Below are 12,550 nucleotides of genomic sequence, written 5' to 3'. Positions count from 1 at the left end.
AATAAAGCGAGTTTAAATGGATTTAGGAACCGTCGTCGGCTGGGTTTTGACCCTGGTGCTTTTGTTTGGATCAATGGCGATAGGCGTTGGTATAGGACCATACATAGATATCCCTTCTGTGATGATCGTTTTTGGTGGTACTATCGGCGTTATGATGGTTGGCTTCAAGATGGAGACGCTTAAAGGTGTTGGTAAATTTTATGGTGTTGCTGTTAAGCCATCAGTTGTAGTAAATTTACCTGAGACTATAAAAAAAGTAGTTGATTACTCAACCAAAGCTAGGCGAGATGGCATCTTAGCACTTGAGAGCGAAGTAAATAATGAGACAAATCAATTTTTAAAAAAAGGCCTTTCAATGGCAGTCGATGGCAATGAGCCAGACGCTATCAGAGCGCTTTTAGAGATCGATATCGATCAGACTAGCACAAGGCATGCAAACAACATCAAAATTTTCGAGCAAGTCGGTGGTTTTGCTGGTGCGATGGGTATGATTGGTACGCTTATCGGTCTTGTTGCGATGCTTCTTAACATGTCAGACCCTAGTGCGATCGGTCCATCTATGGCGGTTGCTTTGCTTACGACACTTTATGGTGCGATGATAGGTAACATCATCGGCTCGCCTGTTGCAAATATCCTCTCGATCCGCGATGCTGATGAGGCGCTTGAGAAGCAAGTCATTTTAGAGGGGATCATGGCGATACAAGCAGGGGACAACCCAAGAACGCTTGAGGCTAAGCTCTTAGCATTTTTACCTCCAAAAGATAGAAAAAGTCAGTTTGAATAATGGGTAAGTTAATAAAACCAGAAGAGTGCCCAAAGTGCATGCCTGAGTGGTTGGCTGCCTTTGGCGACCTTATGTCACTCCTACTTTGCTTCTTTGTTTTGCTCCTTTCTATGGCAACGATGGATGCTAAAAAGATGGAGGCTGCTGTTGGCTCGCTAGCTGGTGCGCTAAGCGTGCTAGAAGGTGGCGCAAGACCAGATAGTCAGGTAGAAAAAGAGACAGATCCTGAAAGCAGACGCACTCCAAAACCAAAAGCTCAAAAAGGTGCTCAAAATGAGGTTACCTCGACTGTTAAAAAGATAAATGAGCTACTAACGGCTAGTGGGGCACCTGAGATCACTATGGAGGAGAGCGAGGATGGCTTTATCGTTAGGCTTCCAGCTGCTATGCTCTTTGACAAAGATAGCGCTGAAATTTCTGGCGAGGATGCGAAGCTCTTTTTAAAGCGAATAGGCATGATCATAGCCAAAATGCCAAATGAGGTAAAAACAGATATCATCGGATACACTGATAATACAAATCCAAGTAAAGACTCTATATATAAAAATAACTGGCAGCTCTCTGCTGCAAGGGCGCTTAGCGTGCTTGAAGAGCTAGTTAGTGATGGCGTGCCACAAGATAGGCTTATCACTTCTGGCAGAGCCTCTTTCGATCCGATTGCTAGCAATAGCACAGACGAGGGCAGAGCCAAAAACAATAGAGTGGAAATTCACTTCGTTTCGCTCGAGCCAAAAAATAAAGAGGCTACTAAGAAAAGTATCCTTGATACGAGGAATTAGTCGTGAAAGCACTGCTTAGTTTAGCGGTTTTGTTTTGTGTGGTTTTTGGCGCTGATCCTGCGCTACCAACTATAAATTTAAGCCTAAATTCACCGCAAAATGCCGAGCAGCTTGTAAATTCTCTAAATGTTTTACTAATCCTCACTGCTCTTGCACTTGCTCCTTCACTCATCTTTATGATGACTAGCTTTTTGCGCCTTGTCATTGTCTTTTCATTTTTGCGCCAAGCTATGGGTACGCAGCAAGTGCCGCCTTCAACGGTGCTTATCTCGCTTGCAATGGTGCTTACATTTTTTATCATGGAGCCAGTTGGGCAAAGAAGCTACGATGAGGGCATAAAGCCTTATATAGCCGAGCAGATAGGCTATGAGGAGATGCTTGATAAGAGTTTAAAGCCGTTTAAAGAATTTATGGTTAAAAACACTAGAGAAAAAGATCTTGCGCTATTTTTTAGGATAAGAAATTTGCAAAATCCAGCAAATATAGAGGATATCCCGCTAAGCATTGCTATGTCAGCTTTTATGATAAGCGAGCTAAAAACATCTTTTGAGATAGCATTTTTGCTCTATCTGCCATTTCTTGTCATCGACATGGTCGTAAGCTCCGTTTTGATGGCGATGGGTATGATGATGCTACCTCCTGTCATGATCTCGCTGCCATTTAAACTACTCATCTTCGTGCTGGTAGACGGCTGGAATTTGCTAATAGGAAATTTAGTAAAGAGTTTTCACTGATGAAAAAAATTTTATTAGCACTTTTGCCTTTGGCGCTATTTGGATCAAATTTAAGCGAGATAGCAAACAAAGCCACTCAAAACGAAATTTCAAAGATCAAAGAGCTTGAGCTAAAAAGAGCAAATTTAAGTGACGAAGCGACATCAAGCGCCTACTTGCCAAGCCTTAGCCTAGAGGGCTCATACGGCAAAAACGCAAGCACCTTTCCAAGCATAGTCGCTAAAGAGTCAGCTGGAGTGCTAGCAAGGATCGATTTTCTACTATACGACGGCGGGGCGAGAGAGGCTAGGCTAAAGATGAACCAGCTTTTAAAAAATAAAGCCGCCATCGCAAGCGATGAGGCCAAAAACTACCTTGCATTTAAGGCTGTAAATTTATACTTTAACGCCTGCGCACTTGAAAATATAATAGCTGCCAAAAACGCTCAGGCAAATTTCTTAAAAGGCGTTTTAGATAAGCTTGAAAAGGCAAATAAAGCAGGACTTGCCGCAAAAGACGAGCTAGAAAATGTGCGGGCAAAATACCACTTGGCAAATAGCGTGGAGCTTGAATACAAAAACAAAATGGAGCAAATTTTAAATGAGATAAATTTGTTAACAGGTGAGCAAATTTCGCCACTTAGCGGGGCAAAAATGGCTGAGACTGGTTCGAATTTATCTTCAAAAAACGCCGAGCTTGATAGGCTAAATCAAGATATTTTTATAAGCGAAGCTAAGCTTAGTGAGACAAGAGCTGGCTTTTTGCCTCAAATTTCGCTCTATGACACCTATGGATTTTACAAAAACAACTACGACATCGACCTTGGCAAGTATAGCGCTTACCGCCCATATCTTGATAAATATCTAAAAGAAGATACGCACGGCAATAAATTTGGCGTTAGCTTTAGGTGGAAAATTTTTGACTTTTTTGCCACTAGCAAGATGAGCCAAGCTAGCAAGATCGCGCTTGATGAAGCGAGGCTAAGTTTAGAGTATAAAAAGCGTGAAAACGAGACAAAACTTAAAAATTTACAAAACGAGATCGCAACTCTTAGCTCAAAGATCGCCTCGCTAAATGAGTATGTAAAGGCGAGTGATCTAGCACTTAAAGCAAGCTATGAGAAGTATAACTCTGGGCTTTTAGGATATAGCGACCTGCTTGAAGCGCTCTCACAAAAATTTGACGCCATTAGCCTTTTTGAAGGGGCGAAAGATGAGCTGGAGATTAAAAAGGCGGAGTATTTTTTTGAAAGCGGGGAGAGCATTTTAGAGAGGATTAGGGATTGAAAAAGCTGATAATTTTAATGATATTTTGCATTTTTTCATTTGCAGGGGAGGAGATTTTTGCTGATTTTGAAGTCTATGCCAAGCAAAGCTCAAAGCTTGCATTTGAGAGCAGCGGCAAGGTAGATAAAATTTTTGTAGATGTCTCAAGTCACGTCAAAAAGGGCGACGTTTTAGCTAGCCTTGATCAAACAAGCCTTGAGATCGCTCTAAAAAAGGCAAAAAACGACCTAGCGCTTGCCAAAAATGCCAAAGAATTTGCTAAAAGCACCTTTAATAAATTTAGCCAAGTAAAGGATGTCACTTCAAAGCAAGAATTCGATGAGGTAAAGTATAAATTTGATGAGGCAGCTCTTAGGGTAGAGAGTGCCCAGATCGCCATTTTAAACGCAGATGATCATCTTAAAAAGGCCGTTTTAAAAGCTCCTTTTGATGGCGTCATAGCTAGTAAAAATGTCGAGCTTGGCGAGAGCGCTTCGCCGCTTCAGCCAGCCTTTGTCTTAAACTCTGAGGAGGCTAAAATTTTAATAGCGATCGATGAAAAATATGCAAATTTAGTAAAAATAGGCGATATGTTTAAATTTAAGCTTGACGCGACAAGTGAGGAAAAAGAGGTAAAAATCGCGCTAATTCATCCAGAAATTAAGCGAGAGACTAGAAAATTTTACGCCGAGGCTTACGATGTGGGGATGAAGCCAGGCATGTTTGGTCAAGGAAAAGTGATAATCGGCGAAAATAAATGATAAAAACAGCCATAAACCGCCCCATAACTACGCTTATGATATTTTTAAGCCTCGTTGTCTTTGGCATCTACTCGCTAAAGACGATGAATGTAAATTTATACCCGCAAGTAAATATCCCAATAGTAAAGATCACGACCTACGCAAATGGCGATATGAACTACATCAAGACAAAGATCACGCAAAAGATCGAGGACGAGGTCTCAAGCATCGAGGGGATAAAAAAGCTTTACTCAACTAGCTTTGACAACCTAAGCGTGGTAAGCATCGAATTTGAGCTAAACAAAGACTTAGAGAGCGCTACAAACGACGTTCGTGACAAGATGCAAAAGGCGAGAGTTGGCGCAAACTACGAGATAGAAAAGCTAAATGGGCTCTCTTCTTCTGTATTTAGCCTTTTTATCACAAGGCTTGATGGCAACGAAACTAAGCTCATGCAAGAGATTGATGACGGGGCAAAGCCATTTTTAGAGCGCATAAGCGGCGTTTCAAAGGTTAAGACAAATGGCTTTTTAGAGCCAGCGGTTAAAATTTTACTAGATAGGTTTAAGCTAGATAAGGCCGCTCTTAGCGCAAATGAAGTGGCAAATTTGATAAAGGTTGAAAATTTAAAAGCGCCACTTGGCAAGATAGAAAATGAGCAGATCCAAATGGCGATCAAGTCAAATTTCAGCGCCAAAAGCATAGATGAGATAAGAAATTTAACGATCAAGCAAGGGGTCTTTTTAAAAGATATTGCAAGTGTTGATCTTGCTTACAAAGATGCAAACGAAGCAGCGATAATGGATAAAAAAAGTGGCGTCTTGCTGGGTCTTGAGCTAGCTCCAGACGCAAACGCTCTAACCGTGATCGCTCTAGCTAAGTCAAAACTAGATCAGTTTAAAAGCCTGCTTGGTAGCGAATACGACGTAAAAATAGCCTACGATAAGAGCGAAGTGATACAAAAGCACATCGATCAAACCGCCTTTGATATGATCCTTGGCGTCTTGCTAACCATCGTGATCGTATATCTGTTTTTAAGAAATTTCTCGATCACCATCATCTCGGTCGTGGCGATACCAACTAGCATCGTGGCGACATTTTTCATCATAAATGCCCTAGGCTACGACATCAACCGCTTAAGCCTTATAGCGCTTACGCTTGGTATTGGAATTTTTATCGATGATGCGATAGTCGTCACTGAAAACATCGCAAGCCGGCTAAAAGATGAGCCAAATGCCCTAAAGGCAAGCTTTGCAGGCATAAAAGAGATAGCATTTAGCGTCTTTGCGATCTCACTCGTGCTGCTTTGCGTCTTTGTGCCAATAGCCTTTATGAGCGGCATCGTTGGCAAGTACTTTAACTCCTTTGCGATGAGCGTAGCAGCTGGCATCGTCATCTCGTTTTTTGTGAGTATATTTCTTGTGCCAACGCTTAGCGCTAGGTTTGTAGATGCTAAGGAGAGCAAATTTTATATAAAGAGCGAGCCATTTTTTGAAGCGCTTGAAAATGGCTACGAGAAGCTTTTGACTTTAGCGCTTAAATTTAAGCTCATATTTTTATCCATAACGCTTGTGGTCGTTGTTTGCTCGTTTGGACTGGCTAAATTTGTAGGTGGCGACTTCATGCCAAGCGAGGATAACTCGGAGTTTAACATCTACTTTAAACTTGATCCCTCACTTAGCCTGCAAGCTAGCAAAGAGAGGCTAAAAGATAAAATTTCACTCATAAACGCTGATCCTCAGGTCGCTTACGCCTACTTCATCCTTGGCTACACAGACGCCAAGCAGCCTTATCTTGTAAAAGCTTACGTTAGGCTAAAAGAGCTAAAAGATAGAGCTAATCACGAGCGGCAAAACGCTATCATGCAGAGGTTTCGCGATAAGCTAAAAAGTGACGATATGAGCGTCATCGTGGCTGACTTGCCAGTTGTTGAAGGTGGCGATGTGCAGCCAGTTAAGCTTACTATCACCTCTGAAAATGGCAAAGAGCTAGAGAAATTTGTGCCAAAGATCAGCAAAATGCTAAAAGAGATAAATGACGCAACGGACGTAAATTCGCCCGAAGAAGATCTGCTAAAACGCGTGCAAATTTCTATAGATGAAGATAAGGCTAAGAGGCTAAATTTAGACAAAGCTAGCGTTGCAAGCGCCGTTTATAGCGCATTTAGCCAGAACGAGGTTTCTGTTTTTGAAAACGAAAATGGCAAAGAGTATGAGCTTTACATGCGCCTTGATGATAAATTTAGAAGCGATACAGATGATATTTTAAAGACCAAGATAAGAAGCAATGAGGGCTTTTTCGTCACACTTGGCGATGTGGCGACGATTAGTTTTGAGCAAAAGCCAGCTAGCATTTCAAGGTTTAATAGAGCCGATGAGATCAAATTTCTAGCAAATACCAAAAACAACGCTCCGCTAAATAGCGTGGCAAATGAAATTTCAAAGAAGCTTGATGAAATTTTGCCAGCAAATTTCAAGTATAAATTTCTTGGATTTGTGGAGCTGATGGACGATACGAACGCTTCTTTTATATTTACAGTGAGCGCTAGTGCGGTGCTTATTTACATGGTGCTTGCTGCGCTTTATGAGAGCTTTTTGCTGCCATTTCTCATCATGCTAGCCATGCCGCTTGCCTTTTGTGGCGTGGTGATCGGACTTTTTATAAGCGGCAATCCATTTAGCCTATTTGTCATGGTTGGCGTCATCTTGCTCTTTGGTATGGTCGGTAAAAATGCCATTTTGGTGGTTGATTTTGCAAATCACTTTGCAAATAGTGGTATGGAGGCAAACGAAGCTGTGAAAATGGCCGCTAAAAAGAGGTTAAGAGCCGTTTTGATGACCACTTTTGCCATGATATTTGCCATGCTCCCCCTTGCTCTTAGCAGGGGTGCTGGCTTTGAGGCCAACTCGCCGATGGCTATAAGCATCATCTTTGGGCTCATTAGCTCGACCTTGCTAAGTCTGCTTGTCGTGCCAGTGCTTTTTGCTTGGGTCTATAATCTTGATAAATTTATAAGAAAATTTTATGAAAGGGAGAGAATTTGAAGAAGATTTTGGCTGTTTTGCTCTTTGCTTTGCCTCTTTGGGCTGGAAATTTACTAGAGATCATTGCTCTGGCGCAAAGTGCGAAGCTTGAGAGTTTGAAAGAATTTAATAAAAATGAATATATAAATAAAAATAAGAGCAACAAGCTAAATTTATCCCTTGATGGCAGATATACCTTTGTGCCTGACGAGCTAAAGGGCGGATATATGACAAAGGCTGGATCGATCACGGCAAAGGTCGAGTATCTCATCTTTGATGGCGGTGCTAGCGAGGCTTCGGATAAGATTTTAGACCACAAGGGCGTGGAGAAAATTTACAAAGATGAAGAGCTTATGAATCTCACTGCTTTTCAGGTCGCAAAGGTCTATTTTAACGCTGTTGCGCTAAATTCGCTGATAAATTTAGAGACAAAATTTGTAGATAGCTTTGCCAAGGCTGCAGCTGAAAATGAGTTTTGGTTTGAGTATGGTGAGATAGATAAGAGCGAATTTGATGCGATAAATTTCACTCTTAATAAAAAAAGAGCCGAGCTAGATGAGCTTGGGCTTAAGCTAGCTGAGCTAAACTCAAGGATAAATTTGCTCTCAAACGGCGAGATCGGCTTTGTGGCTGGCTCAAAGATAGTGATGCCTGATTTTAGCAAAGATGATATAAGCGCCAAACTTGGGGCTATGGAGCAAGAAAAATATATAAAAGAGCAAGAAAATGAGAAGCAAAAGAGCAAATTTGCTCCAAAAATTTACTTAAAAGATACGCAAAGTGTGAATAATAACAGCTTTAAAAAAGGTGAGAGGACGACTTCGCAGATGGCTGAGGCATACGCTGATGCGAACAAGCCTAGAGTGGAGTTTGAGTGGAAGCTACCAGATAGCCTAAGCCTTAGCAAGCAAAGCCAAACAAAGCGCATAGAGGAGCAAAGGGCCGCACTTGATCTAAGCGACGAAGAAAACAGGATAATAGCTAGGCTAAAGGATCTAAGAGGCGTGATAGAGGGTTTAAGCGCTAGGCTAAATTTGGACTCACTAAAGCAAGATAGCCTTGATAGCGACTTTAATGATCTGCTAAATGGCTATCTTAGTGGCAAGGTAAAATTTGAGCAGTTTTTGTTTGTGAGTGAGAAAAATTTTAGCGACAGGGCAAATTTCATCCTAAATGGCGATTTGCTCGAGCTAAACAAGCTTGAATACTTTTTTGAATGCGCAAGAAATATAAATGAGGTGGTGATAGAATGAATAAACTGATCTTTGTGACCATTTTGTGGGCGTTTAGCTTTAGTTTGATAGGGGAATTTTTAGCTGGCAAGGTCGATAGCTATTTGGCTGTTTTTGTGCGTGTGACACTTGCAAGCTTGGTCTTTTTGCCATTTACGAAATTTCGAGGCGTTAGTCCAAAGCTAGCCCTTGGCATAATGGGCATAGGAGCGGTGCAAATAGGGCTAATGTATCTTTGCTACTACAACTCGTTTTTGTATCTAAGCGTGCCTGAAGTCGCACTTTTTACCATTTTCACGCCGTTTTATGTGACGCTCATATACGATGCTTTTAGCTTTAAATTTAGACCGCTTTATCTCTTTAGCGTTGGCGTTGCGGTCTTTGGCGCGCTTATCATCAAGTATGGCGCGATAAACGAAGGCGCGATAAAGGGCTTTTTGCTGGTGCAAGGCGCAAACATCTGCTTTGGAGCAGGGCAGAGTGCGTATAAGGCGCTTTTGGAGAGATATGACGTGGATCAAAAAAAGGTCTTTGGCTACTTTCACTTTGGAGCGTTTTTTGTGGCAGTGATCGCATTCATAACCCTTGGCAATCCAGCTAAATTTCACGTAGATCTAACCCAAACTTTGGTGCTTTTGTGGCTTGGAGCGGTCGCTAGCGGGGTTGGCTATTTTATGTGGAACAAAGGCGCTTGCGAGGTCGATAGCGGCGTGCTTGCCATCATGAACAACGCCCTCATACCAGCTGCCATCATCGTAAATTTAGTCTTTTGGCAAAAGGACACCAACCTAACAAGGCTTATTTTGGGAGCCGCGATAATGTATATCTCGCTGTTAATTCACAATAGAGTGATGAAATTTTACGGCGTAAAGGCCGCGTGAGGTTAAATTTAGGGTTAAATTTGATCTTGTTAAGCGCCTTGCATCTTTACAAGCTGGGCGTTTAGCTGCATTATCTGAGCAAAGATAGCTCCCTTTTTGGTCTGAAGCGAAGCAACCAGCTCTTTTGCGTATGGGTTTTTACTCGCACTTGCTTGCTTTATCGCAGCTTCAATCTCTTTTAGCTGTTTTTGCAGTTTTTCTAACTGCTTTTTTATGACATCGGCGCTACTCTCGCTCTCGTTATTTGTCTCGCTAACTAAATTTGAAGCGTCATGCAAGATAGCGCTTTTGTTGCTTTGTAAATTTTCGCTCTTTGAATTTGCCTCATCAGCCTTTAAATTTAGCCCACTTTTGGGAGTGTTTTTGTTTAAATTTATAAAATTTGAGTTTATCTGCATCGCCACACCTTTAAATTTAAAAGCATATCGGCAAATTTAAATAAATTTTGACTACGAAAAATTTAGCAAAAAGAGCAAAAATGATGCCACGCCAAAGAGCGGTGGCAAAAATGCTGCTGGCTTAAATTTAACGCATAAAAGCGTGATGGCGTTATAAAGTAAAAAGACAAATGTGCTTATGTGAAGACTACCAGAGCTTAGTCTAAAAGCTAGCATTTTGCTTAAAATTTCATCAAAAATGTCGCCATATCCAAAGAGATGAAGTAAAAAGCTTAGCGGATAAAATACGCCAAATAGGTAGTTGATAGCTAGCACGCTAAACTGTAAGAGGCTAATGAGCGGGAAAAAGTAAAGCACCGCAACCTCCATCGCAAAAAAGACATATAAATTTAAAAGTAGCGAGTTTGCTACCAGGTTAAATTTGGGCGCAAAGTATAAAAGATAGACGAAGATATAAAAGACGCCAAGGCATGAAAAATAAAAGCCAACACTAAAAAGAAGCTGCGGAAATAGGGCGACGCTAAATAAAATAACGCCAAAGAGCGTGTAGAAATTTAAGATCTTTATCTTTTTACAGATCATGTAAAAGCCAGCCACGCTCATCAAAAATGCCCGCAAAAAGCTTGCTATAAAGCCGATCATGTAAAAATAAAAGCAAAGCACCAAAAATATGACGATCGTAAAGTCAAAAATGTATGAGCGGTAAGGCATATATCTTGCGTAGATGGGCTTAAAAACGAGCCTTAAAATAAAAAAGCAAACCGCGCTTATGACGCCAAGATGATAGCCGCTAATGGCGATGAGGTGCGCCACGCCCCAGTTTGAGACGTCATCTCTTAGCTCGCCATCTATATTTGTGCCTAAAAATAAAGCCGAATAAAGCTGTGCGATTTTGCTATTTTCATGTTGGGCGTAGATTAAGGATTGTAATTTTTGATTGAAGCTGTGTGCTGGCTTTTGTGGTAGTTTCTCGCGCGAAAAACTAGGCATATAAAATGTGGAGGCAAGGTAGTCTTTAAAACTAACGTCTAAATTTATAACACTTAAAAATATACTATCACCAGCTCTAAAATCATCACTTTTAGAGCCTATGGTATAAAAGGTAAAATCATCTGTTTGTAATTTTAAAATTTGTCTTTTTTTGCCGTCACTACCCATTTTTTGATAGCTAGAGATGACTCTTGCTGTCAATTCTTGTTCGCCATTATCCATAAAAATTTGATATTTATAATAGCTGATAGCCGAATTTATGAAAAATATCAAGATGCAAAATAGACAAAAAATAAGAAAATTTTGCCTATTTTTTAGATATTTTGATCTCATCAGCCTTCAAATGTGACATCTGATACAGGTGCGCTAGTGATATCTTCAAACCTTGAGTGTTGCTTTTGGAAGAGCACATCAACTGAACCAGTTTCACCGTTTCTGTTTTTACCAACGATTATTTCGGCTTTTTCTTGAAGCTTGTTAAAGACATGAGTACTCTTGTACTCTTTGCCTTCAGCGCTTGCGCGTTTTTCTTTCTCTTTCTCTTCTTGCTCTAAGTAAAATTCGTCTCTATATACAAAAAGAATGATGTCGGCATCTTGCTCGATTGCTCCTGATTCTCTTAGGTCACTTAACATCGGGCGTTTGTTTGCACGAGACTCAAGGCTACGGTTTAACTGAGAAAGCGCGATAATAGGCATATCCAGCTCGCGCGCTAGAAGCTTTAGTCCACGAGAAATTTCAGCTATTTGTATGTGACGATCGGCGAAGTTGTTTGTACTCATCATAAGGCCGATGTAGTCGATGACACAAAGAGAAATTTCTGGATGCATAGCCTTTAATTTGCGCATTTGTGTTCTTACTTGGTGGATATTTACATAGCCACTATCGTGAACAAATAGCTTGTATTCGGAAAACTCACCGCAAGCATCACTAAGGCGAGCCATAGCTTCATCGTCTATTTTTCCTGTCATGATGTCTTGAAGCGGGATAGATGTTTTGCTGGAAAGTATTCTCATCATGATCTGTTCTGCTGGCATCTCAAGCGAGAAAAAGACTACACCAGTGCCGCTTTTTAAAACTTGACTCATAAAATTTAGACAAAGTGTCGTTTTTCCCATGCCTGGACGAGCCGCAACAATGATGAGATCGCCGTTTTTAAAGCCTTTTATCATCTCGTTTAACTTTTTAAAGCCAGTATCAAGCCCAACGATATCTTGCTCGCCAAGTTCTATCTGAGTTTTTATGTGCTCGACTACTTTTAAGATAATATCTTTGCCTTCTTTGATAGTTCCGGTGCCTCCACCTTCTATTAGAGAGTAAAACTCTTGACTTAGTTCATCAACCATGTCACGACTAGCTTTATCTTCGTTTACTTTGCTAGGGATGTCGTGAGCGATCTTGACTAGACTTCGTTTTATTGACTTTTCTTTTAGTTCGCTCGCATATCTTCTTATATCTATTAATGAGTTTGTGCCGATGATATCGATCATAAGTGCTTCATCATACTTATCACCAAGTTTATTTTTTAAAAATGGTACAGCTACTGGGTCATCGCTGTTTAAACACTCAACCATTGCTTCATATATTTGCGAATGCCCTTTTAGGTAAAAATCTTTTGCCTTTATCGTGTCAAAGATTTCGCCTAAAGTGTCGTTGTTTTGTAAGATTGAGCTTAGTATGGCTCGCTCCATGTCAAGGTCGTAAAGGTTGCTAAATTCTATCTCGTTAAGTCTCTCTTTTGCCAC

The 12,550-nt window shown here is 40.9% G+C and carries 11 protein-coding genes; 8 read left to right on the top strand and 3 right to left on the bottom strand.

Translation table 11 applies throughout. From position 1 onward, the window contains the following. Positions 1-16: 16 nt before the first annotated feature. From CVS89_RS06300 to CVS89_RS06265, 8 genes are read left to right on the top strand one after another with little or no spacing between them, the layout of a single operon-like run. Positions 17-784, top strand: coding sequence for a motility protein A (locus CVS89_RS06300; RefSeq protein WP_103558167.1), 768 nt, complete (start codon positions 17-19; stop codon positions 782-784). Then, entirely contained in the window at positions 784-1,563 is a 780-nt protein-coding gene (locus CVS89_RS06295; RefSeq protein WP_107848400.1) for a flagellar motor protein MotB, read from the top strand. The genes CVS89_RS06300 and CVS89_RS06295 overlap by 1 nt, the downstream gene beginning before the upstream one ends. Before the next feature lie 11 nt (positions 1,564-1,574). Further along, positions 1,575-2,297 carry a flagellar type III secretion system pore protein FliP gene (gene fliP, locus CVS89_RS06290; RefSeq protein WP_196779718.1) on the top strand — a complete coding sequence of 241 codons (723 nt, stop codon included), beginning with the start codon at positions 1,575-1,577 and terminating at the stop codon, positions 2,295-2,297. After that, on the top strand, positions 2,297-3,562 hold the full coding sequence (locus CVS89_RS06285) for a TolC family protein (protein ID WP_107848399.1): 1,266 nt from the start codon (positions 2,297-2,299) through the stop codon (positions 3,560-3,562). The genes fliP and CVS89_RS06285 overlap by 1 nt, the downstream gene beginning before the upstream one ends. Positions 3,563-3,579: 17 nt before the next feature. Further along, positions 3,580-4,302: an efflux RND transporter periplasmic adaptor subunit gene (locus CVS89_RS06280; protein ID WP_233091245.1), complete on the top strand. Its 723-nt coding sequence runs from the start codon at positions 3,580-3,582 to the stop codon at positions 4,300-4,302. Then, positions 4,299-7,325 carry an efflux RND transporter permease subunit gene (locus tag CVS89_RS06275; protein ID WP_107848397.1) on the top strand — a complete coding sequence of 1,009 codons (3,027 nt, stop codon included), beginning with the start codon at positions 4,299-4,301 and terminating at the stop codon, positions 7,323-7,325. The genes CVS89_RS06280 and CVS89_RS06275 overlap by 4 nt, the downstream gene beginning before the upstream one ends. Further along, a complete protein-coding gene (locus tag CVS89_RS06270; protein WP_107848396.1) occupies positions 7,322-8,557 on the top strand; it encodes a TolC family protein in 1,236 nt (411 codons plus the stop codon). Before CVS89_RS06275 ends, CVS89_RS06270 begins: the two co-directional genes overlap by 4 nt. Beyond that, complete coding sequence (locus tag CVS89_RS06265; protein WP_107848395.1) at positions 8,554-9,417, top strand: EamA family transporter; 864 nt, start codon at positions 8,554-8,556, stop codon at positions 9,415-9,417. Before CVS89_RS06270 ends, CVS89_RS06265 begins: the two co-directional genes overlap by 4 nt. A 29-nt stretch (positions 9,418-9,446) precedes the next feature. Here CVS89_RS06265 and CVS89_RS06260 read toward each other — a convergent pair whose 3' ends face one another. From CVS89_RS06260 to CVS89_RS06250, 3 genes are all read right to left on the bottom strand, one after another. Continuing rightward, positions 9,447-9,815, bottom strand: a complete 369-nt coding sequence (locus tag CVS89_RS06260) for a hypothetical protein (protein ID WP_107848394.1) — start codon at positions 9,813-9,815, stop codon at positions 9,447-9,449. Between the two features lie 51 nt (positions 9,816-9,866). Then, positions 9,867-11,027: a ComEC/Rec2 family competence protein gene (locus tag CVS89_RS06255; RefSeq protein ID WP_233091244.1), complete on the bottom strand. Its 1,161-nt coding sequence runs from the start codon at positions 11,025-11,027 to the stop codon at positions 9,867-9,869. Positions 11,028-11,137: 110 nt separating this feature from the next. Continuing rightward, the gene (locus CVS89_RS06250; RefSeq protein WP_107848392.1) at positions 11,138-12,550 is read right to left on the bottom strand and encodes a replicative DNA helicase; all 1,413 of its coding nucleotides are present in this window, start codon (positions 12,548-12,550) and stop codon (positions 11,138-11,140) included.

Origin of the sequence: Campylobacter concisus, from assembly GCF_003048615.2 — a bacterium.
GTDB lineage: Bacteria > Campylobacterota > Campylobacteria > Campylobacterales > Campylobacteraceae > Campylobacter_A > Campylobacter_A concisus_C.
This window is presented reverse-complemented; position numbering and strand designations above follow the sequence as displayed.

Excerpts from the sequence above, each read along its gene's own strand:
- CVS89_RS06265 (WP_107848395.1), top strand. The coding sequence starts at position 8,554 with ATGAATAAACTGATCTTTGTGACCATTTTGTGGGCGTTTAGCTTTAGT.
- CVS89_RS06280 (WP_233091245.1), top strand. The coding sequence starts at position 3,580 with ATGATATTTTGCATTTTTTCATTTGCAGGGGAGGAGATTTTTGCTGAT.
- CVS89_RS06275 (WP_107848397.1), top strand. The coding sequence starts at position 4,299 with ATGATAAAAACAGCCATAAACCGCCCCATAACTACGCTTATGATATTT.
- CVS89_RS06285 (WP_107848399.1), top strand. The coding sequence starts at position 2,297 with ATGAAAAAAATTTTATTAGCACTTTTGCCTTTGGCGCTATTTGGATCA.
- CVS89_RS06300 (WP_103558167.1), top strand. The coding sequence starts at position 17 with ATGGATTTAGGAACCGTCGTCGGCTGGGTTTTGACCCTGGTGCTTTTG.
- CVS89_RS06255 (WP_233091244.1), bottom strand. The coding sequence starts at position 11,027 with ATGGATAATGGCGAACAAGAATTGACAGCAAGAGTCATCTCTAGCTAT.
- CVS89_RS06295 (WP_107848400.1), top strand. The coding sequence starts at position 784 with ATGGGTAAGTTAATAAAACCAGAAGAGTGCCCAAAGTGCATGCCTGAG.
- CVS89_RS06260 (WP_107848394.1), bottom strand. The coding sequence starts at position 9,815 with ATGCAGATAAACTCAAATTTTATAAATTTAAACAAAAACACTCCCAAA.